Raw genomic sequence first — 20,848 nt, 5'->3', positions numbered from 1 at the left:
AGCCCTGCTCTCCTTCAATTCGATCTGCAATGCTGAATATTGCATATTAGGAATCAGCCACATATTGCGCCGCTAGCTCTTCCACCTCCTCGACGGTCGAATAAACGATCATCATCTCGTCCACGTCACCACATGAGATACCAATACTTGTCCTCTCTTATAGAGGTAGCAAACGGATCTCAATGTCTTCAACTCCATGAACGACCACAAATTGTATCAACGTTTGAATAATTCCTTTCGCTTGCTCAACTGGCAGTAAATCCATAGCAGAAATGATGTTGTTTATTTTACCGTTCAACTCCTTCTGAACCTGTCCCATATCCAGCTCATCAATTTCCCCATTAGCCATCTGCTCTAATCCAGATAAAATGTGGTCCAATCTAGCCTTCTCCTCGTTCAAATCGTTCAACTCAATTAAGCCTGAGGTATATGCTTCGATTTTCCGCTTATAGCGCGCTTTTGCCGTGTTTACCTTTTGTTCAAGCTGCTCCCGCTCCGATTTTACAGACGCCTCCTTCGCCATGATCATTAGAACGCCTGTTGTATCTTCAACCAGCTGTAGTAAACCATCTTTAAACCATTCTTCGACGGAATCAGCGCGATATTGCTTACTCGTACAAGTCCCTTTATTCTTATTCGCAGAGCAGCGATATACCCGATATCGTTTTCCCGGAGTACCCGAGAATCCGATGCTCATACCCGATCCGCAGTTTCCACATTTAAGCAAGCCACCCAACAGATGAGGGCTCGTCTGGGCTCTTGGAGCTACGGTAATCTGTCCCATTCTCTTCTGAACACGTTCCCAATCCGGTTTGTCGATAATGACAGGGAGACAATCTTCCACATTCACCCACTCCTTTTCATCCTTATCTTTGCGCTGAGATTTGCTCGAATCTATCCGATTCCATACCAAGGCACCTTTGTAGGCAGGATTCGTTAGCATCAGCTTAATCGCTCGAATCGACCACTCTTTCCGCTGTCTGGACGGAATGCCTTCCTCGTTTAATCTTTTGGCAATAGAAAAAAATCCTAGCCCCTCATTTAGATACAAATCGTATACCCTCTTCACAATTTCCGATTCCTTTTCATTAATAACTAGGGACTTGTCCACTAAGTCATACCCGTACGGACTTTGTGTTAGCCATTTCCCAGTAGTGGCGGCATGAAACATATTTTCAAAAACACGTTCACGAATACGCTCCCTCTCAAATTCAGCTACTGCCCCAAGTACCTGAAGCGTCAATCTTCCCGAAGGTGTATTCGTATCGAACGATTCGCTAATGGATACAAACGAAACTTCATAATCCTGAAATAAATCAATCAGATTGAGTAGATCCAGCAATCTTCTACTCATACGATCAAGCTTAGTAACCATGATTCGAGAAACACTGCCACTTTTCAATGCATGAAGCAATCGTTTAAGCTCCGGACGTTCCATGTTTTTGGCTGAGAATCCATCATCTACAAAGACTTGCACCTGATCGGACCAACCCATTGCTCGACAATAGGCTTTCAGTCTTTCTTGCTGCTCATCGAGCGAGACGCCCTCTCTTGCTTGCTCATCCGTCGAGACCCTGCAGTACAAAGCCACTGAACGGAGGCTGCTGAATGGTTCTTTATGCTGCTGTTTGCCGCTCATGACTTCCCCCCTTGTCCATTCCTATGCTTGTCCACTTGAATTTATGTTAAATCGAGGGGTTGTCCCTTCCACCCTACTGCATAGAATAGACCGAGGTGATGTTATGGGACAACTCAAAGTCCGTTTTACAATTGAACATCGTGACAAACAGATCAGCTTTGCATCATTGTCCGACCTTAGTCAGCACTCATTTTCTGATCTTGTTTTATGTCGCCTCAACGAATTTGAAATTCGCATGAAACGTGCAGCGGCGGATATTTGGTTGCAACAAAGGCTCGGCAGAGATAACCAACCAAGTTTCCAAATTACGATCGCTCAGGATGATTCCACCTCAGAATTAACCTGCTGCACGACAAAAGCCTAACCCCTTGTATATGGGTTAGGCTTTCCTCTTCGCAATTATTTTATTCACCAAAATGAACAGCCATTTATTTTCATGAATACTATTCCAGTTTCTGGGGTAGCTTAATGGATGTCCATTGATCTGGCTCCGAATATTTCTACTCCCTGCTCGACCACCGTCATTAAGTAATCTGCAGCATTCGGATTCGTACTGTGCAAGTCCCGTAACAAATCGCTTATGCGTTCTGCGCGCCATACAGCATCGTCGTTCTCTTTTGAGGTTTCGTCGATGATCATATGTAATTCCTGCTGCAGTTTGCTGAGTATTTCCAATTGAATAGTCTGTGTTTTCCCTGTCTCCAGATTACTTAAATACGCTGGTGACACACCTATCTCTTTGGCAAACTCATTCAGTCCGACCCCTCTCTGCTGTCTGATTTGCCGAAGCTGTTGACCAAAATTGCTCATTTTTCATCACCACCTTAGGAGGAATCTCGCATGAACCGTAAAAGACCTCGAACAACTGAGCTTCAAATATCATCCATTAGCCAGATTCATGATCCTCAAGCCGCGCGCAAATGGATGGAGTTATACGTCGATTTACTGAAGAAACAGCTTATCGTTGATCATGCTGACAACAGCCTTGAGGAGGCTGAATAGCCAATGAAGACGGTATTGTATGCACGATCTTCCATTAAATCGCAGGAGCATTCCATTGATATGCAAAAGGCTCTTGCTTTGGAGAAAGTCAAGTCGAAAGGAGTTTTATTCGACGACCTGTATCTGGATGAAGCTGTATCGGCAAGAAAAACCGAAATTCATGAGAGACCGCAGCTGAACCGTCTTATTCATGACATCAAATCGGGCTTAATCTCAACGATCTACGTGTATAAACGTGATCGTTTAGCCAGAAATGTTCTGCAATCGATGGAGTTATTCGAGCTGCTTCGTTCTAAGCAAATTACGGTCGTTTTCACCGCCGACAATGAAATCCCCATTCAATATTCGCCAGCGGGAGAATTCTTCGAACTAATTATTGCCGGCTTCAATCAGCGTGAAGCTAATCAGATCGTCCAGCGTATTAAAGAAACGAAATATTCGATGACAAGACAAGGTAAGCATGCTCAAGGTCGGGTTGCATATGGCTACGTAGTCAACAAAGATAAGAAATACCAAGTTGATCCTACTCAAGGGGAGACGATCAGAAAGCTCTATGATGCGATCATCGAGACAAATTGTGATACATTTTCAGATTTTGTCCGAGATATGCAGCAGAAAACTTGGTTTCCTGCCAAATGGGATTACAATCAAATCCAAAGATTGATTGGACACACTATCTATAAAGGCATCAGAAAAATCGAAGAGTTTGGCGAGTATGTTGAGATCGAAAATGATGACCTCGTTATCGTTGACGAATTGACTTGGAAAATGGCTAACGATCGTTTAAAAAGCCTAGTCCAAACTCGTACTCGAAATAGTAGTCGAACATCCATGATGCTGGACGGTTTGTTATTTTGCAAGAAATGCGGAAATGCCATGTTTGGGAAGGAAGTACCGGATGTAAACACTAGGAAATTTTATACCTGTAAGAAGCATAATTACATCCGTTTTGCTCCTGACCAGTTAGAGACAAGGATTTTAGAGGAGTGTGCAAAATTCATTACCGGGCAGTTTCAAACCTACTTCCTTGAAGTATATCAGCTGACTCATGGCGACTGGATTCAGTTCTATCAAAATTCCATTGCTGAAAGCAAAGAGGCGATTGTGGTATACAAACAAAAACTCTATGAATGTACAGCAATATGGATGGAGTCCACCACGACAAATTCACAGGATGAGTTGTTCTACCTGCTCGATTGCATTCATCGAGAAGAGCTGTTGCAGCAGCATTATCCAGAAGAACTAGATCGATTACGGCAACAATTTCATCTCATGAAGCGGCTACAGCTTTCGGTTGATTTGACTACTGAAGTTCTCTCCTACAGTGACAGCGAAAGAGAAACTTTCATTCGCGACATCGTCCATCGTATCGAGCTTGATGCCCCCTCACTACATCTGCAATTTCGGGATCCTTTCCAAGGAAAGGCTGTGGTCGCACATGTTGCCGTTAGCTAATCTAATTAAGCCTGGGATGAGAGGCGCTTTCTATGGTCGTCACTCTACCGATAAGCAAACGTTGGAAACACAGCGCTCCATGGTTTATGAGTTTGCCAAAAAATACGGGTGTATAATTACGTGTGAGTATGAAGATGCTGGCGTATCCGCTAGAAAAAAACAATTAGATGACCGGGAAGGGGTTTCCCGTCTTCTTAAAGATGCGATTGACGGCAAATTTGATTATGTCGTAATCAATCATCATGACCGTCTTGCGCGAAATCCGATGGAACATCAAAAAATTCGAATGACTCTAACCGGTTGCAATATCCCCGTTGTTATTAGCAGCTCAGAGAGCTTGTATGACTCTGGAGATTTTATTGTTGATCTGATCAAGGATGGAACATCCAAATTAGAAGTCGACAATACCAGGATACGTACTCGCGATACTGCAAAGAGCATTGCAATGCAAGGAAAATGGACTGGTGGAAAAGCTCCATTTGGTTACCGTTATGACAAAATAACCAAAACCTTTTCTCAATGCGCAGAAGAATTAACGATTGTACGACGTGTGTACGAGTTGTACCGCAACAGAGAAGGCTTTCAATCCATTGCTCGCTTGATTAGCAATGAATTCGAAAAGCCTATGAATAAAACAGCTGTTCGGTGGATCATTACGAACCCATTTTACGCAGGTTATTTGTCTCATCATCGCAAGTCCGAACGCTCAAGAAACTCGATAACTCCAATTGATAACTGGATGATGGTAGAAAGTGATTTAATCGAACCCATAATGAGCTTGGATGAATGGAAAGAGACCTGGGCGATCTATGAGAAGAGAAAAACTGGCGAATTAAGTCCAAAAATGTACAAAACGAGCTTCTTTCTCAGCAATCTGCTCTATTGCTCAGTCTGTAGCGGATTATTGGTTTGCAAGGACCAAATCACATTTGATAAGACCCGAAGTCGCCAATATGGAAAAAGGTGGTACCAATGTACGATTTGCAAATATAAAATCGAAGCGGATCGGATGCATGCTGTCATAGATGCCGTGTTAAATGATTTGAAATCACAAAACATGGAGACTGTTAGCTCACTTGTATATGACGAGCTATTGAAGGAACGTCAACTCGTTGCTCATCGGTTGAATAAGACCAAATCCGAGTTAAATAGAGCTGAACATCAGCTGCAGATGGTTGAAGATCACTCTAAACGCCTCGCGGCTTTAGTTAAGGATCTTGAAACCATCGATGGTAACACCAAGATGGTTCAAATCCTTACGCTTCAGAATCAACACCTTACCAGTCGGATTAAAGAACTCAAAACAGAACTTATTCGGTTAGATAAGAGCGCTCAGTACCTTGAACTGATTGAAGGAAACGAAGCTGAAATCACCCGAAATATCAAATCCATGAGCATCATGACGAGCCGCGACAATGACCACGACATCCGGAAAATGATCACTTATTTGGTTCAGCAAGCTTCTTTAACTCCAAAAACCATTGACAGCAAAAATGTTGTTTCTCATGGCGACATCGCCATCCAAACTAGAAGTAGCCTTGTCAGAACGACCATCAGTTAACCGACCGTCCTTAATGAGACGGTCGGTTTTTTAGTTAACTTGGATAAATCAATTGAAAGCTGGACAAGTTCTCGGTTATTGGGTCAGCTTGTCCGTCGCGGGTGCCAAAATCTCGGTAACGAGATAGGCACCCGATCGGTAGCCTACCCAGCTACCGAGACGAAACGCTTGGAAGGTGCTTGTCCACTGGGGTTTGTCCTCTTTCTTACATTCATCAGTATGGACAGGAATTTAGGATGGTAAACGTTTCTCGGTTTTTTGGGATTCTATTATAAAATGATCTCTTACTAATCTCGGAAATTGGTGTTGTTATAAAAAGAGGGAAATTGTCAATATTTGCCGAATATAAAAACAAGTTAAATAATAACACTTTTTTGCGAGGGTCTGATGAACTTTGAAGCAGGATTAGTATACATTCAAGAATTTATTCGAAAAAAACCTATAATAATCGTCGGAACAGGTTTATCCCTATCTATGGGTTTACCCGGAATGAGCCAACTAATGGAACACTTAAAAACAAGAATCCCTCAGTTATGTGATGGAAATAACGAAATATTAACAGAATGGGATACCTGTCTTAAGCTTATAAATCAATTCGGTTTTGAAGAAGGATTAAATAAAATAAATATTTGCGAAGAACTGCTCGATATTATCATCGATGAGACAGCCCTGCTAGTACACAGTAAGGACATTGAAGCTCATAATTTAATTCCAAAACTACAATTAAGTGATTATCCATTTGCTAAATTACTTAAACATCTTGTCGACAGCCTTCCTCCAGACAACCAAACTTTAAATGTTATTACTCCAAATTATGATCATCTAGTAGAATATGCTTGCGATTTAATTGAAGTCAATTGTTGCACTGGCTTCAAGGGAACCTATTTATTAAAATTTGATCTAAATCATTTGAAATCTGATTTATACAAACCAACCCTCCACTTCGATCGGCGAAGTAATGTAAGATACAAAAAAGTACCACGAGTCAGATTACTGAAGCCTCACGGTTCACTATATTGGCAGAGAATCAATGGGGAAACCTACGAATCACACCAAATAATAGATGGAGCTAAACGAGTTATAATTACACCAGGTAGCACAAAATTCAAGACGAGCCTCACAGATTCCACAATGAACTCTCATAGAGAAATGGCAAATGAGTGTATTCAAAATTCCAACTCAATTTTAATACTCGGATATGGATTCAATGATGTTCATCTCCAGACAGTCTTACAAGACAAACTAAAAGCTGGCGTAGATTGTTTGATTTTAACAAAATGGCTTTCTCCCTCAGCTAAAGAACTAATTAATTCATTTAAACAGATAATTGCATTAGAAGAAGTCGGTCACCTGCAAACAAAATGGTACTTTAATCAACAAGAGGGAATTTGGGATGATCCAATTTGGAGTCTTGATCAATTTGTAAAGAGAATTATATAAACTTAGGGGGCAACCATGTCGATATTTGAATACGGAGAACATATGGCTATTGGTGAAGTTAGAGGAGTTGATACATCTCAAATATTTATCAGAGTAACTTCGTCTGAAAAATTATCACAGGCACGCGTTGGACGCTTAGTTTCAATTCAGGGACAAGATGCCAACGAATGGGTGATTGGACTTGTAAATAGAGTTTGGAGAGATCCGATCGAGTATAAACTTCAAGATCAATCAGATGAAGCTACTGTAGACCAAATTCCAGATGAAATGAATACAATTCAAGTCACTTTAGTTGGAACTTATTTAGCACGCCACGGTACAAAGCACAATCATTTTACTAGAGCTATATTAAGTTTACCTGATATAAATCGACTTGTTTTCCCTTTAGAGGGCACTGCACTTGAAAAGTTCATGAGTATTATAGGTAATGCTGAGAACGGAGATATACTCCAGCCTCTTGAGATAGGTGTATATGCATTAGACAGAAAAGCAAAAACTTATCTTGACGCAAACAAACTTTTTCAGCGACATGCTGCATTACTTGGAAGCACAGGATCAGGTAAGTCATGGTCTGTGGCAACAATACTTGAACAAGCCACTCAGCTTAATAATACAAACATAATTCTCTTTGATCTACATGGTGAGTACACAGAACTTCCATATACACAGCAACTGAGAATCGCTGGACCAGGTGATTTAACATCTCCGGATAAAAATGTGCTTTTTTTACCTTTTTGGCTTATGAATTATGAGGAAATCCAATCATTGATTATTGACTATTCAGAACAGTCGGCACCAAATCAGTCTATGGCTGTCCTTGAAGCAATTACAGAAATAAAAAAGCAGACTCTAACTTCTTTAGGTAAAAAAGACGTTCTAGATAGTTTTACTGTAAACAGCCCTATTCCTTTTCATATGGAAAGTATCATTAATTTATTGGAGCAAAAAAACAACGAAGAAATTGAAACAGGTGAAGTATATAAGACCGGAGATAACAAAGGACAAGCAAAAACAAAACAGGGACCCCTATTCGATAAATTAACAAGATTGCTGATAAGATTAAAAAACAAAATTGAAGACAGACGTTACGGTTTTTTATTCCAAGCGCCCGAGGAAAATTACGAATACGAATCATTATTCGAAATTGCAAATACACTCATGGGACATTCCGGTATTGCTGGGTATGAAAAGCCTGGAATTAAAATAATTGACTTCTCAGAGGTACCATCAGACATACTTCCCATTATTGTAAGCTTAGTTGCAAGATTAGTTTACCAAGTACAATTTTGGCTTGATCCTGGTAGTGACAATGAAGGAAGGCATCCAATTTTACTTATCTGTGATGAGGCACATTTATATTTACCAAATTCGCCTCAGAACTCAACAGAACGCAAATCACTCGAAAATTTTGAGCGAATAGCAAAAGAGGGACGTAAATATGGTATTGGGCTCTTTGTTGTCAGTCAGCGTCCATCAGATGTCAGTACCACGATCTTAAGTCAATGTAACAACATTATTTCCTTAAGATTAACGAACGAGCGTGATAAATCAGTCGTTAAAAATTTATTACCAGATACTCTAGGCGGTTTATTAGATGTGTTGCCTGGGCTTGAAGTAGGAGAAGCTGTTGTTGTTGGTGACTCTACGTTGCTACCAACAAGAATATTATTGAATAAGCCTAAACATCCTCCAAAGAGTTCTACAATAGAGTTCTGGTCTAGATGGCAGAATAGTGGCGAAAAGGTTGATTTAGCACAGGCTGTAGAAAATTTACGAAAACAAAGCAGGAACTAACCAATAAAAAAAACGATTGAGCTTGAGCACTCTATCGTTTTTTTTAACTTTTAAATTATAAAGAGCTTTGCAATGTTTCAATATCATCGTTAACTTGTTGAATTTCATCTTTTGCATAAATTCCATTTTCAATTTCTTGTTGTCTGTTTGTAATAGATTCTTGTACACGATTTTTCATTTCATCGTACAAAGCATCAAATACTTGTTCAAAATCATCAGAAGTAACATCTTCTTCATTTACCAAATCTAAATCAGTTAAATAGTCCCTCAATTTACTTACAACTTTTCTTTTCAATAGGGCATCTTCAAAATCTTCATAATTCTTATTTGCTAAATCAACAATATCATAACTCAAAATCAACACTCCTTATTATTTATGAAAGATAAGATGATTTTAACATCTGGAATTAATTTCCGCAAAGCTTTTTAACACCTTAACGAAATAAGCCTATTTTTCATACATTAGGAATTTTTGTATAATTTTATTGTTGACTTATCATACCAGATAAAATTGTTTTTCTTTATCAGCAAATTATAAACTATCTCTTCCAAACATATGATAAGATGGTTTTCCATAATATTGGATATTGCAGGGTATTGATCGAAGTTCCCATATGTAATGTGAAACTCTGTTTCTTTATTGTGAACTATGCAATTTCTCATTCGATATACTAACTCAGAAAAAAAATCACTGATATCTCCATTCCCCACATTATTCCCACGATTATTTTTAAAACCTAGTCTAACTAATAAATCATTGATTTCTACTCTGCTAGTAGAAGTTTTGTTTAACGTGTTTGTCCAAGTTGACATTATTACATTTTTGAACGTTGACGAACCAACGAAAGATGAATCGCTTACAGCCTTAATAAATTTTTTTAATGAATCTTGTTCGCCATCCTGCACTCTCTTGTATAAATTCTGGAAGTGTCTTATGGAAAACATATCCGTTCCACTTCCATTCACAAGTGAGCATATAGGCTCTCTAAACATAAAATTCTCAATAACTTGATAAAGTTTTAGGTATTTATCAATAATATTTTTTTGGAAATTGTATTCACTTAATATGTAAAACGATTCCTCGAATTGTTGATACCCTAATTGGTAATCCCAATTAATTTCCGATGTTATCGAAGGACCTTTGGTGTATCTGTATGGGTTATGAATTTCTCGACCTTCCGAAACCTCAAATAGCTCTATAAATGCATTTATTTTATCAACTTCGATTGGGAGATCCTTGTTGATCATCAAATATTTTTTATTTGCTGGAGGATCTACTGTTATATCAAGATTTAATAATAAATGAAAAATCAATTCATTCGTTAACTCTGAAATTAGTTCATCAAATTTATCAAGGGAATCCAAAGAAAATACAACAACATATTTATCAAGTGTTGCCGCTTTATCAAAATAAAATTTTTTAAATTTTGTATCAAAAGGAACTATTTTAAACAAATCATGTATTAAGGCTAATCCTGCAAGATAACTTGGGTCAAACGAAGCAACTTTTTTTAATAGTTTCAATATTATTTGATAGTAATTAATTGTATTACCCAGAACATCTGGATATTTTTTATGAAGCTCATCAAATATTTTCTCGATTTTCTTTAAATCAGCTACAATATCTCCTTCAGCCCTAGTAGCATCAACTTCAATAAAAGTGTCATTTAATACTGTAATCAAATCGTCCAGATCATTTATACCTTTATCACTAAAATTATTATCGCTATAATTATTAATGACATAATTAACCATTTTTTCTATATTATCATAAAATATATCAATTGGACCTTTTACAATTCCCGTTACCATTTTTAAAGTACACCTCCGAAACAAACACGCCAATCAATACGATCATTTGTATGTAACAAGTTCCGGATCCCAAGTGAAACGGCTTTTTTTGTTATATCTCCAATATTAACTTTGCTTAGGTCCAAATTAGACCTGTATTCATTATAGAGACGCACATTTATTAGATCATTTTCGGTTGAGTTCAAAATATCCATAAAATAATTAAATGTATGTCCAATAGGCTTATCTGTCATTAAATCTTCATGGAATCTACCTAGTGCTGCGAATAGTCCAATAGTCACTGTATCTCTTGAAAGCCATTGCAGACCTTCCTTATCAGGATATTTCTCATCTAAAAAATTATCCAATTCAAGTAAGAACTTTACAACGTCCTGCAAGAAGTCAAATGTAATATGAGATTGTATTGATTCTCCGTTTAAAAATTTCTCTTCTTGTATATCATGTATTAATGACGCATTTGGAGTTATGGTATCCTGCAATAAAAAAGATAGAGATGCTGTAATTAGATGAGAAAATAAAAACTCTCCTTTTTCCCTTCCTTTACTATAAGTTATAGAGCTAATTTTTTTATCTCTTAACAATTTGAATTCATTATGCTTGTATGGGAGGACATCTTCAAAATATGGAAGCAAATTGAGGAAAAGTAACTCTAATTGATGTTTTAACGAAACCTGCTTATGACCCGCATTAAGTAGCAACATTTTTTCCACTTCTTCTTTAGGACTAAGCCCTTCCCAAATTTCAAACCATTGGATTTCGTTAAAACAATCTTTGATGTCATTTAAATTCTTTCCACTATGTATTAATCTTTCTAAAATTAATGTTGAAGAAGAAAATTCTTTTAATTCCTTTCCGAATTTTCTTGAAAGTTCAAGTTTGGAATAGTTATTTAAATCATCATTTAAATTTCGTGATTTATCTTCGAGGAATAAAACAGTATCCCATAATATTTTTAATCTAAATGTTCTTTGTAGCCCGTCGAGAATTTTCACTTCATTAATAATTAAACCATTTTCTACATCCACATTTATGCTCACTTCATCAGTAACAAGAGTAATCGGAGGTATGTGGTCTTTATTCAATACAGTATCGACTATTTTATCTAAATAGATATTATTAACAACACCTCTTTGGATATCATATTCCATAAAATCACTTGATAGATTGTCTAAATATTGCCTTAAACTTATTCCACAAAAATAACATGTTTTATCATTATTCATCACTTTTTTAAATGTGTACTTAGTAAATAACATGTAGTCCTCCTTGTGTTAACTTTAAAATATTAGTTGTACTACCTTCAACTATCGAGCACTTTAAGATTTTTCTCGATCTGTCTCGATTTATTTAACTACCAATTTCTTCCCCATATCCTGTTTATTCTACAACCTCGCTCTCAATGATCATCTATAAAAATCCCTCTCCAGAGCAACCTTCATTAAATGATACGAGGTGCTGTATGTCTTGGCGTCTGAAATAGTAAGATCAATTCGATAACCAGAGTTCTTGAGTAACAATGGGTTATTTTTATCTTGGATGTTTGTTCCAACAACAACTCCATTAGAATTGATTGAGCAATTACATCATTACCACAGAAATGACTTTTTCATACTCGAAATACCTCTTCAGAACAACACCTTTAATTTCGAAAACTTGTAACCTTAAAATTATATCATGGTTCCAAAATTTAGCATATATTAAACACCTCCTTATTTATACCTCACAATAGCCATGGTTATCGTAGATAATTAAAAGCACCTTAGCGATACGAAGGCTGGGCTTCGTACTGGCATCAACATATCCTGCGTGAAATGGATTTGACTGAGGATGAAACGATCGAGTACTCCAAGCTGAACTCCTCCGTCGTCGTTCCCTCTCGCCATTCCTTAAATCCATATTATCTGGGTGTCAAAATATTTGAGGACATCGAGAAGCACTGGGATGCCCCGACGGATGAAGAAATCCGCAGATTCGGGCGGAAGCCTGGTCAAGGCAGGAAGAAGATTTTCGAAGTGCGGGAATACGAGTCCGACACCTCATTTATCCGCAATTATTTGAATAAGCCGCTGGTTGAAGAATTAGACTTGTACGTATTTGAGAAGAAAGGGCCTGAGTGGAAAATCACGGATAAAACGTGGGAAAATACGCGCGATCAGCTGATTTATTCCAGAGTGAATGGCGGCTTCCCTTATATTGTGGTGGAAGACGGGGATTACCAGCGTAACGGCGAGTTGTATTTGAAGCACGCATTCGAAAGTGTAGAGCTGGATTTGAAATATGTCGAGCGGACTCTGCCTTATATCTATAAACTGTGGGGCAAGACTATTCATATGCATACGGTTGTGGAGGATAAGCCGGTGTTGTTTAGCTTTGATGGGAAGAAGCATCATCGACGGTTTTTGTGAGAGAAGGCCCAGCCCAGGAGGGTTGGGCTTTTTTGTCCTAAGAATTACTAACTGATATACCGATATAACAAATGTTGGATACTCACAATTACAAGGAGGGACCTCATGGACATTTCAGCTGCATCAGTTATTCTTGCCCACAATAATCTATCCCAAGCTGTAGGGATCAGTGTTATGAAAATGGCCAAGGATCAGTTTACCGATCAAAGCCAGCAAATGATTCAAATGTTAGAACGCTCTGTACAGCCGAATTTAGGCGGAAATCTGGATATACGTGTTTAAAATCCAGCAACTAATAGGCCGCTAGATTAACTCTGCCTATAAACCTATCAAAATAAGCCCAACCTCTCAATTGGAGAGGTTGGGCTTTCTACTTTTAGAAGACTCATAGCTTACAAACTAGCACTACTCCCACTTAAATGTGAACGTAGCCACGATGAATGATACGACCAACCAGAGAGCTAACATAAGACCTTCCTGCCACAGATCGCCGATACCTGCACCCACATTCATAATTTGCCGAAGGGCCGTGCTGAGTTGGGTAATGGGGATCGATTTCACGATCGGCTGCAAGAACTCTGGCATGCTGGACACGGAGAAAAACACGCCGCCTAAGAACATCAACGGAAATGAGATCAGCCCGGAAATCGGTCCGACGCTCTCTGGGGTTTTGGCTACGCCAGCGATAATAAAACCGATGGACATGAACGTCAATGTACCCATGACGATAAACAACAAGAGCAACCACCATGAGCCGTTCACTTGTGTCCCAAAAATTAAAGCACCAACAAGCAACACGATCAGGGCTTGTGCCGTGTTCATGATAAGTCGTGCGGTAATCTGTGCGGCAATGAAGGTGGACGATGTCAGCGGCGTACTTTGCATCCGTCGCAACACACCACGCTCCCGCCAGGAAGCAATTTGCCCCGAGACGCCGTTCAAGTTGTTGGTCATAATCATCATCGCCAAAATGCCCGGCACCAAGAAATCGATATAACGGAGCTGCAATGCCTGCACACCAACAGGTTCAATTTTTACAACCGGTATGTAGTTAGAGATTTGCTTGGAAACCGTATCTGCCACCTGACTAATTGTTTGAAGACCAATCTGCGCACTCTGTTGGTTCGTCTGATCATAATAGACTTGCAAGAAGCTTGCCTTGGAGCTATCAGCACCTTTTTTGGCTACAGCCTCACCGTAATTCTTCTGAATAATCACAACGAGCTTCTGATCGCCATGCTTCAGTTGTTCTAACGACTTATCCATGTCATCCGACGGCTTAAGCTTCAGAATGCTATTCGTCTGAAGTGCCTCAACCATGATTCTAGATTCCGCACTCTGATCTTGGTCAATAACGACACCATCAACGATGATTTCATTTCCCTTGCCCAGAAAGGAGCCAAGCATAATCATAAAGAATAACGGCATGAACAAGGTGAATATGAGTACTTGTCGGTTGCGCACAAAAAAACGAAGCTGACTTAACGTTAATTGGATATAAGCATTCATTCCTCTTTCAAACTCCTTCCGGTCATGGAAATAAACACATCTTCCAACGTAGCCGTACGCGTCTGCAAGTCTGCCAATTGCCAGCGTCCGCCAGCGCTTTTCTCAATTAGGTCGATCAATGATTCCTGCAGCTTATCTGTGTAGAGGACGAACACGTCCTTCCGCACATCGATTCCCTTAACTTCACGAACCGTGTGCAGCTCCTGAAGAACCGAAGCCTTATCGGCTTCCGCCAAGTCTTGAAGGCTGAATTCGATCGCGCTGTCCGACTGCAAGCTGCTCACTAGATTACGCGGCGTATCCAGCGCAACGACTTTCCCTTGATCCATTAAACAAATACGATCGCAAAGCACGTGCGCTTCTTCCATATAATGCGTGGAGAGCACAATCGTCTTGCCTCGCTCCTTCAGCTTTAGAATAATCTCCCATAGTGTTCGTCTTGCTGTCGGGTCCAGCCCGGTTGTCGGTTCGTCCAAAAAAATAACTTTAGGATCATTCAGAAGGGCAAGCCCAATGGCAAGTCTCTGCTTTTGCCCACCAGATAAATGCTTGACACGCCCATTTTTTTTGTCCGTCAACGTCATATCTTCTAACAGCGGCTTAATAGGAACCGAGCTCGGGTAGAAGCTGGCATACATGCGCATAATTTCCTCAACCGTCAACAACTCGAATAGGGAAGTGGATTGCAATTGCACACCGATGACTTCCTTCACCTTGTTCAAATCCTTCTGCGTATCAAAACCCGCTACAATCGCACGACCGCCGTCAGGCTTACGCAGCCCTTCGATCATCTCCATCGTGGTTGTTTTCCCAGCACCATTAGGACCGAGCAAGCCGAATACTTCGCCTTGAAAAACTTGAAAATTAACCCCTCGCACAGCTTGGAAGGATCCATAGTTTTTAATTAAACCATCCGCTTCAATAACAATGTGTGAAGACTCCATTACGCTAGCCCCCTCCGCTTCCAAATTTTTCTTAACTTACCCTATCATATACCAAACGTATGCGCAGTTACACTATCTCCTTCATAGTTTCAACTCGTGGACAACTTCAAGAAATATCTGCTGACAGAACTAGTGGAATTCCGACACCGTCAATCGACGAACTTATTGAGAAAGGTGTGATAATCTTAATTTCTACTTAATAAAAAAACAATATCTGAAAACAAACCAGAAGGAGATGTGTTGTAGTGAGAATGAACATTTTATTTAATAAGAAGCCGATTTCCGTTAATTTTGTCGGCACCGACCACAAGTTAATTCCTTCTTTGATCAACGCACTTCGCCATAACAAATTCACCACCATGAATTTAGTTAACTCGTTAGAGCGAGTAGATTTATTTAGCTCTGAAGCGATTTTATATGCCAAAGATGGAAATAAGGCTCGTATTCCAATTTTCTAATCCTTGTCATACATAGATGGTTCAAGGTCAACACCTCCGAATGGTAGATTCCTTCGGAGGTGTTTTTTTTCGTAGGCAGCTAGCATAACTAGGCATATCCTCTCTCCATTTTTCATAGACTAATAGAAACAACACTATTACAGCTGGGATGGAGAATGCTATGTACCTTATCCGCCTTTTCAAAGCACATGCTGCTCAGCTACTAATCTATCTACTTATCGTAATCATCAGTTTCGTATGGACCTTAATTTGGGGGCTTCACAATCAGAGCACAACCCATCCGCCTCCTCCAAAGACAACTGCCGCGTATAGCATCAAACCTGCAACGAATGGTGTAAGCCTTCACGTCATTCAAACCTCCCCAGAGAACATTGGGCTCAAAGCCATTCAAGCCAATGTGACCGAACGAGCTGACAATGGGATTAATGGCGGTTTCTTTTGGCAAGGGTACTTGCTCAGCATCGCAGTAACCAATGATCAGCCTGTGAAAGGCCAACCTGGCGATTACGGCTCAGGCTGGTACAATACAGACCGTAAACGAGGGACACTCGTGTGGGATGAGAAGGCGCAAACCTTTACCGTCCAAGTTGTCGAAAATGCAAGTGAACTCAAGGTCATGGATCGATCCCGATATTGGGCGCAGGGAGGTGTCAGCATGGGGCTTATGAATCCAATGGGCTGGGCCGCTCAGGCAGTCTCGGAAGAAATGCCTGTAATCAACGAGAAGCGCATGCGATCCGGCATCGTGTATGATCGAATGAACAACGTGTATCTCGTTGTCGCGCCTACCCCTTGTACAGGCGAACAGTTCCGAACCGCGGTACAGGAGCAAGTAGGAGAGAAGCAGTTGGTGGATGGGCTTTTCCTTGACGGAGATGGTTCTTCACAGCTGAAGGTTGCGAATTTCTTATTGCCAGGCGATCACCGCGAGGTATATCAAATGATTGCTTTATTGCAATAAGTGGAGGGGGGCTGAGCTGCTCACTTGAGGCGTTGATAAGCGCGGGCTCAGTAATGCCTCAGCTTCAGATTCACTCTGAGGCGTCGAAATGCGCGCGCTCAGACTCCTGATCCCGTTACCAGTACGTAAAAAAGAGGAAACCCCGCACAAACGGGCGTTTCCTCTTGCTAATTAATAACATACTAGAACGTTACGTTATCCGGATCCGGACCAATACGCTTGTTGATATTCAACGCATCAACCAAAGCCATATCTTCTGCGCTCAGCTCAAAATCGAAAATGTCCGCATTCTCCCGAATCCGATGCTCTGTTACCGACTTCGGAATCGTCACGACGCCATGCTGAATATCCCAGCGCAGCACGATTTGTGCAGCTGATTTGCCGTATTTAGCAGCAAGCTGCGCCAATTCAGGCTGATTCAGCTTACCCTGCATAAGCGGGCTCCACGCTTCCAATTGGATGCCATGTTCACGTGTGAACGTGAGCAGCTCCTTTTGCGATAGCTCTGGATGATACTCCACTTGATTCACCGCAGGGACAACCCCCGTATCCTCTATCACGTGCTCCAAATGAGAGATTTGGAAGTTGCTCACGCCAATCGCGCGAACATGCCCCTCCTTGTAGAGGTGGACGAGCGCTTTCCAAGTCTCACGGTACGTGGCGGACACGGCCCAGTGGACCAAGTAAAGATCAATCGTCTCCAAACCGAGACGCTTGCGGCTTGCTTCAAATGCTTGCAGCGTAGACTCGTAGCCTTGGTCCGCATTCCATACTTTCGTCGTAATGAAAATATCCTCACGCTTCACACCGCTTTGGCGCAAACCTTGCCCAACGCCTTCTTCGTTGCGATAGACAGCAGCTGTATCAATGCTTCGATAGCCTAATTGTAAAGCAGTTTGAACCGCTCCAATGACCTCTTGACCTTCTTTGCTTTTATAAACTCCGAGCCCCAGCCAAGGCATATGTACACCATTATTGAGCGTAACTCCAGCTGTTAATGCTTGATTCGCTTGTGTTGACAATGCTAACAACCTCCATCGGAATAAGATTAGAATGAGCGCATCTTTACCGTGTAGCTCCTATTAATCATACCACCGAAGTCGGATATAGCACAATTTGTACGAAAATGAGACGGATACCAGCAGTTCGTTAACGATCTGCTTAGTTTTGATGTGCGTGGATTAAATCCATTTTCAACTGCCATAAGGCAGTACTCAAATTGACACGATAGACTTCGGGATTTAGCATCCGCAGATATTGCGGCCAAACGGTCTGCATTTGCTCAGCATGATAATCGCGAATCCTTTCCAAGGTAGGCAATTCATAGACTAACTCACCCGCTTCAAATATCGGTTTCAACAGCGGAACCGCCTCATAATCCTCGATAAATTTGAAAAGATACGGATGGATGGGGTCGAATAGCTTAATTCGCTGCCCTTCCCGAATATCCACCTCATCCTGCAAAGCCAAATAATCGGCCTCTGCTTTGCCAGTCGCCTTATTCATAATCCGGTACGCTTCCTTGAAGCCCGGATTCGTCACCTTCTCCGGGTTGCCCGATATCTTAATGACCGGCACAAGCGTGCCGTCCTTCTCACGGGCAACGAGCTTATACACCCCGCCCAGCGCGGGCTGGTCGGCCGCTGTAATCAGCTGGGTGCCAATGCCCCAGCTGTCTATCTTAGCCCCCTGGGCTTTCAGCCCGGCGATGATGTGCTCATCCAAGTCATTGGATGCCACAATCTTCACCTCCGGAAAGCCCGCCTCATCCAGCATGCGCCGCGCCTGCTGGGATAAGTACGCCAAATCGCCGCTGTCGAGGCGAATGGCGTTCAAGCGCTTGCCGCGGCTCGCGAGCTCCCGCGCCGTAGCAATGGCGTTCGGCACGCCGCTGCGCAGCGTGTCGTAGGTGTCCACGAGCAGCGTGACCTGCTCGGGCAGGGCCTCGGCATACGCACGGAAGGCTTCCTCTTCCGTTTCATGGGCCTGCACCCATGCGTGCGCGTGGGTGCCCTTAGTCGGGATGCCGAACAGCATCCCGGCTCGCAGGTTCGATGTCGCGTGGAACCCCGCGATGTAAGCGGCTCTTGCGCCCCAGATGGCGGCGTCAGCCTCTTGGGCGCGGCGTGTGCCGAACTCCAGCAGCACATCGTGCGGAGCAACGCCTTTCATGCGCGAAGCTTTCGTCGCGATAAGCGTCTGGAAATTCACGAAGTTGAGAATCGCTGTCTCAACGAGCTGCGCTTCAAAAATACTGCCAACCACACGTACAAGCGGCACATTTGGGAAAACAAGCGTCCCTTCGGGTACGGCTTGAATATCCCCGTTGAATGTAAAAGCGCGAAGCGCATCAAGGAACTCTTCCTTATAGTTCTCCTCCTGCTCACGCAAATAAGCGATTTCTTCCTCACCGAAATGCAGATGTTGCACATAATGAATCACTCGCTCAAGCCCCGCGAAGACCGCATATCCCCCGTCAAATGGCAGCTTGCGGAAGTACACCTCAAACACAGACTTCTCCGTATGTGTCCCTTGTAACCAATGGGCGTACATCATATTAATTTGATATTTATCCGTATGCAGCGTTAGATTATTCATCGCATCCATGGCGTGCCATTTCATTTGTATTCATCCTTTCCATCGCACATTAGCTCATCTAATGCATCGTCCCTTAATTTTTCCAATTCCGAACAACCTTAGCCCCTAGTGTACTAGTAAAATGCCGCAATGCCCAGTCATGACCTTGTGCATCAAAGCTAGCGACCGCATCCTCATGAATGATCAGGGAGAAACCTTTATTATACGCATCCACTGCGGTATGTAAGACACATATATCTGTACACACGCCCACTAGATGAAGCTCCTGAATACCTCTAGCTCTAAGCTGCAGCTCCAAATCTGTCCCGCAAAAAGCACTGTATCTCGTTTTGTCCATCCAATAGATATCTGATCTATGCGCTTCATGCACTTCTTTTAAACCGCCATAAAGCTCCCTACCCGCCGTATCACGTATATTGTGAGGTGGGAACAACGCCGTCTCCGGATGAAAGGGATCTCCTTCCACATGCAAATCTACAGCCATCACGACAAAATCCTGATGGGCAAGAAAGCGATTAGCAAGCTCGCAAATCCGCGCATCAATGGCAACGGCAGGATCACCGCAAGGCAGCTTTCCAATTACAAAATCCACCGTATAATCAATCACAATAAAGGCTTTCATATGCCTCACTCCTTATATTGTATATCTAATATTATTAGAACGACTTTATCAATTAGCAAAAAGAGAAGCCTAACTTCATAATGACAGCTGAGGCGTTTAATCGCAAACGGAGCTATTTATTTCATAACTTCATTTTAATATTGTCATTATGACATATTAAAACCAAATTATCAATAGGCATTTTTAATCGTTATTGGGAGTCTGGAAATAGGTTAGCGTAATTAATGAGAATCGTCATAAATCCAAGGGCAACAAATGAGAAAAACGCCATGAAAGATAAATGAAAGACATTTGGAAATACAATAAACACGGTGCCTGTGGCCACACAAACCCAGTTCTGCCACATATGCTTCCCTGTTTTGCCTAATGCTAACATCGAACTTACGAATTGCAGACTTCCGAACAGTGCACAGGTGAAAAGCGCATTCGTTACATCTCCAAATCCAAACACCCAAGGCGTCATTAGAAACCAAAGGCCCATGAGTGCTGATAAACTATTTTTGAGATACATACCGATCACACCTCCTACATGCGGGATGTTACAGTATATGCAAACGCTTTCAGTAACGTGTTAGTCGAAAAGCCTTCAGATCACCTGAATCGGCAACTGAAGGCATATTTTTACTGAATATTCATGTTATTTATTCG

The 20,848-nt window shown here is 41.4% G+C and carries 20 protein-coding genes and 1 pseudogene; 10 read left to right on the top strand and 11 right to left on the bottom strand.

Annotated elements, in window-relative coordinates:
* Nucleotides 1-157: 157 nt before the first annotated feature.
* Complete coding sequence (locus AC58QM_RS03445; protein ID WP_497281361.1) at nucleotides 158-1,639, bottom strand: recombinase family protein; 1,482 nt, start codon at nucleotides 1,637-1,639, stop codon at nucleotides 158-160.
* A gap of 103 nt (nucleotides 1,640-1,742) precedes the next feature.
* Between AC58QM_RS03445 and AC58QM_RS03440 the strand changes: the two genes are divergently transcribed.
* Nucleotides 1,743-2,003 (top strand): hypothetical protein, encoded by a 261-nt coding sequence (locus tag AC58QM_RS03440; RefSeq protein WP_497281359.1) that lies wholly within the window; start codon nucleotides 1,743-1,745, stop codon nucleotides 2,001-2,003.
* A gap of 101 nt (nucleotides 2,004-2,104) precedes the next feature.
* On the opposite strand, the gene AC58QM_RS03435 is transcribed toward AC58QM_RS03440, so the two are convergent.
* Complete coding sequence (locus tag AC58QM_RS03435) at nucleotides 2,105-2,449, bottom strand: helix-turn-helix domain-containing protein (protein ID WP_497281358.1); 345 nt, start codon at nucleotides 2,447-2,449, stop codon at nucleotides 2,105-2,107.
* A gap of 30 nt (nucleotides 2,450-2,479) precedes the next feature.
* On the opposite strand from AC58QM_RS03435, the gene AC58QM_RS03430 reads away from it, so the two are divergent.
* The 5 genes from AC58QM_RS03430 to AC58QM_RS03410 all read left to right on the top strand — a co-directional run bounded on the left by AC58QM_RS03430 (nucleotide 2,480) and on the right by AC58QM_RS03410 (nucleotide 8,891).
* Nucleotides 2,480-2,641, top strand: coding sequence for a hypothetical protein (locus tag AC58QM_RS03430; RefSeq protein WP_497281356.1), 162 nt, complete (start codon nucleotides 2,480-2,482; stop codon nucleotides 2,639-2,641).
* Between the two features lie 3 nt (nucleotides 2,642-2,644).
* On the top strand, nucleotides 2,645-4,096 hold the full coding sequence (locus AC58QM_RS03425; RefSeq protein ID WP_497281354.1) for a recombinase family protein: 1,452 nt from the start codon (nucleotides 2,645-2,647) through the stop codon (nucleotides 4,094-4,096).
* Entirely contained in the window at nucleotides 4,080-5,657 is a 1,578-nt protein-coding gene (locus AC58QM_RS03420; RefSeq protein ID WP_497281352.1) for a recombinase family protein, read from the top strand. Before AC58QM_RS03425 ends, AC58QM_RS03420 begins: the two co-directional genes overlap by 17 nt.
* A 387-nt stretch (nucleotides 5,658-6,044) precedes the next feature.
* The gene (locus tag AC58QM_RS03415) at nucleotides 6,045-7,097 is read left to right on the top strand and encodes an SIR2 family protein (protein WP_497281350.1); all 1,053 of its coding nucleotides are present in this window, start codon (nucleotides 6,045-6,047) and stop codon (nucleotides 7,095-7,097) included.
* Nucleotides 7,098-7,112: 15 nt separating this feature from the next.
* Nucleotides 7,113-8,891 carry an ATP-binding protein gene (locus AC58QM_RS03410; protein ID WP_497281348.1) on the top strand — a complete coding sequence of 593 codons (1,779 nt, stop codon included), beginning with the start codon at nucleotides 7,113-7,115 and terminating at the stop codon, nucleotides 8,889-8,891.
* Between the two features lie 55 nt (nucleotides 8,892-8,946).
* On the opposite strand, the gene AC58QM_RS03405 is transcribed toward AC58QM_RS03410, so the two are convergent.
* The 3 genes from AC58QM_RS03405 to AC58QM_RS03395 form a co-directional block, all read right to left on the bottom strand.
* The gene (locus AC58QM_RS03405) at nucleotides 8,947-9,246 is read right to left on the bottom strand and encodes a hypothetical protein (RefSeq protein WP_497281346.1); all 300 of its coding nucleotides are present in this window, start codon (nucleotides 9,244-9,246) and stop codon (nucleotides 8,947-8,949) included.
* Nucleotides 9,247-9,353: 107 nt separating this feature from the next.
* Complete coding sequence (locus AC58QM_RS03400) at nucleotides 9,354-10,703, bottom strand: hypothetical protein (protein WP_497281345.1); 1,350 nt, start codon at nucleotides 10,701-10,703, stop codon at nucleotides 9,354-9,356.
* Nucleotides 10,704-10,705: 2 nt separating this feature from the next.
* Nucleotides 10,706-11,959 (bottom strand): hypothetical protein, encoded by a 1,254-nt coding sequence (locus tag AC58QM_RS03395; protein WP_497281343.1) that lies wholly within the window; start codon nucleotides 11,957-11,959, stop codon nucleotides 10,706-10,708.
* Nucleotides 11,960-12,472: 513 nt separating this feature from the next.
* Here AC58QM_RS03395 and AC58QM_RS03390 point away from each other — a divergent pair.
* Nucleotides 12,473-13,108, top strand: a pseudogene (locus AC58QM_RS03390) (SpoVR family protein); the annotation flags it as partial.
* A 105-nt stretch (nucleotides 13,109-13,213) separates the two neighbouring features.
* Entirely contained in the window at nucleotides 13,214-13,390 is a 177-nt protein-coding gene (locus AC58QM_RS03385; RefSeq protein ID WP_310500517.1) for a YjfB family protein, read from the top strand.
* Nucleotides 13,391-13,513: 123 nt separating this feature from the next.
* On the opposite strand, the gene AC58QM_RS03380 is transcribed toward AC58QM_RS03385, so the two are convergent.
* Together AC58QM_RS03380 and AC58QM_RS03375 are read right to left on the bottom strand one after the other, a co-directional pair.
* Nucleotides 13,514-14,617, bottom strand: coding sequence for an ABC transporter permease (locus AC58QM_RS03380; RefSeq protein ID WP_497281342.1), 1,104 nt, complete (start codon nucleotides 14,615-14,617; stop codon nucleotides 13,514-13,516).
* Complete coding sequence (locus AC58QM_RS03375) at nucleotides 14,614-15,561, bottom strand: ABC transporter ATP-binding protein (protein WP_497281340.1); 948 nt, start codon at nucleotides 15,559-15,561, stop codon at nucleotides 14,614-14,616. The genes AC58QM_RS03380 and AC58QM_RS03375 overlap by 4 nt, the downstream gene beginning before the upstream one ends.
* Before the next feature lie 245 nt (nucleotides 15,562-15,806).
* On the opposite strand from AC58QM_RS03375, the gene AC58QM_RS03370 reads away from it, so the two are divergent.
* Both AC58QM_RS03370 and AC58QM_RS03365 read left to right on the top strand, forming a co-directional pair.
* Nucleotides 15,807-16,019: a hypothetical protein gene (locus AC58QM_RS03370; RefSeq protein ID WP_173111184.1), complete on the top strand. Its 213-nt coding sequence runs from the start codon at nucleotides 15,807-15,809 to the stop codon at nucleotides 16,017-16,019.
* A gap of 160 nt (nucleotides 16,020-16,179) precedes the next feature.
* Nucleotides 16,180-16,980: a hypothetical protein gene (locus AC58QM_RS03365; protein ID WP_497281338.1), complete on the top strand. Its 801-nt coding sequence runs from the start codon at nucleotides 16,180-16,182 to the stop codon at nucleotides 16,978-16,980.
* 182 nt (nucleotides 16,981-17,162) lie between these two features.
* On the opposite strand, the gene AC58QM_RS03360 is transcribed toward AC58QM_RS03365, so the two are convergent.
* The 4 genes from AC58QM_RS03360 to AC58QM_RS03345 all read right to left on the bottom strand — a co-directional run bounded on the left by AC58QM_RS03360 (nucleotide 17,163) and on the right by AC58QM_RS03345 (nucleotide 20,711).
* Nucleotides 17,163-17,942: an aldo/keto reductase gene (locus tag AC58QM_RS03360; RefSeq protein ID WP_497281586.1), complete on the bottom strand. Its 780-nt coding sequence runs from the start codon at nucleotides 17,940-17,942 to the stop codon at nucleotides 17,163-17,165.
* Between the two features lie 199 nt (nucleotides 17,943-18,141).
* Nucleotides 18,142-19,602, bottom strand: coding sequence for a nicotinate phosphoribosyltransferase (locus tag AC58QM_RS03355; protein WP_497281336.1), 1,461 nt, complete (start codon nucleotides 19,600-19,602; stop codon nucleotides 18,142-18,144).
* Nucleotides 19,603-19,651: 49 nt separating this feature from the next.
* Complete coding sequence (locus AC58QM_RS03350) at nucleotides 19,652-20,200, bottom strand: cysteine hydrolase family protein (RefSeq protein ID WP_497281334.1); 549 nt, start codon at nucleotides 20,198-20,200, stop codon at nucleotides 19,652-19,654.
* Nucleotides 20,201-20,390: 190 nt separating this feature from the next.
* The gene (locus tag AC58QM_RS03345; RefSeq protein ID WP_497281332.1) at nucleotides 20,391-20,711 is read right to left on the bottom strand and encodes an SPW repeat domain-containing protein; all 321 of its coding nucleotides are present in this window, start codon (nucleotides 20,709-20,711) and stop codon (nucleotides 20,391-20,393) included.
* Nucleotides 20,712-20,848: the final 137 nt, after the last annotated feature.

The organism is Paenibacillus sp. J22P165 (genome assembly GCF_059692015.1).
The sequence above is the reverse complement of the archived record's forward strand: the minus strand, read 5'-3'. Positions and strand labels throughout refer to the sequence as shown.

Bases quoted from the DNA above. Each gene is read 5' to 3' on its own strand.
- AC58QM_RS03445 (WP_497281361.1), bottom strand. From the start codon at position 1,639: ATGAGCGGCAAACAGCAGCATAAAGAACCATTCAGCAGCCTCCGTTCA.
- AC58QM_RS03440 (WP_497281359.1), top strand. From the start codon at position 1,743: ATGGGACAACTCAAAGTCCGTTTTACAATTGAACATCGTGACAAACAG.
- AC58QM_RS03435 (WP_497281358.1), bottom strand. From the start codon at position 2,449: ATGAGCAATTTTGGTCAACAGCTTCGGCAAATCAGACAGCAGAGAGGG.
- AC58QM_RS03430 (WP_497281356.1), top strand. From the start codon at position 2,480: ATGAACCGTAAAAGACCTCGAACAACTGAGCTTCAAATATCATCCATT.
- AC58QM_RS03425 (WP_497281354.1), top strand. From the start codon at position 2,645: ATGAAGACGGTATTGTATGCACGATCTTCCATTAAATCGCAGGAGCAT.
- AC58QM_RS03420 (WP_497281352.1), top strand. From the start codon at position 4,080: ATGTTGCCGTTAGCTAATCTAATTAAGCCTGGGATGAGAGGCGCTTTC.
- AC58QM_RS03415 (WP_497281350.1), top strand. From the start codon at position 6,045: ATGAACTTTGAAGCAGGATTAGTATACATTCAAGAATTTATTCGAAAA.
- AC58QM_RS03410 (WP_497281348.1), top strand. From the start codon at position 7,113: ATGTCGATATTTGAATACGGAGAACATATGGCTATTGGTGAAGTTAGA.
- AC58QM_RS03400 (WP_497281345.1), bottom strand. From the start codon at position 10,703: ATGGTAACGGGAATTGTAAAAGGTCCAATTGATATATTTTATGATAAT.
- AC58QM_RS03395 (WP_497281343.1), bottom strand. From the start codon at position 11,959: ATGTTATTTACTAAGTACACATTTAAAAAAGTGATGAATAATGATAAA.
- AC58QM_RS03385 (WP_310500517.1), top strand. From the start codon at position 13,214: ATGGACATTTCAGCTGCATCAGTTATTCTTGCCCACAATAATCTATCC.
- AC58QM_RS03380 (WP_497281342.1), bottom strand. From the start codon at position 14,617: ATGAATGCTTATATCCAATTAACGTTAAGTCAGCTTCGTTTTTTTGTG.
- AC58QM_RS03375 (WP_497281340.1), bottom strand. From the start codon at position 15,561: ATGGAGTCTTCACACATTGTTATTGAAGCGGATGGTTTAATTAAAAAC.
- AC58QM_RS03365 (WP_497281338.1), top strand. From the start codon at position 16,180: ATGTACCTTATCCGCCTTTTCAAAGCACATGCTGCTCAGCTACTAATC.
- AC58QM_RS03360 (WP_497281586.1), bottom strand. From the start codon at position 17,942: ATGCCTTGGCTGGGGCTCGGAGTTTATAAAAGCAAAGAAGGTCAAGAG.
- AC58QM_RS03355 (WP_497281336.1), bottom strand. From the start codon at position 19,602: ATGAAATGGCACGCCATGGATGCGATGAATAATCTAACGCTGCATACG.
- AC58QM_RS03350 (WP_497281334.1), bottom strand. From the start codon at position 20,200: ATGAAAGCCTTTATTGTGATTGATTATACGGTGGATTTTGTAATTGGA.
- AC58QM_RS03345 (WP_497281332.1), bottom strand. From the start codon at position 20,711: ATGTATCTCAAAAATAGTTTATCAGCACTCATGGGCCTTTGGTTTCTA.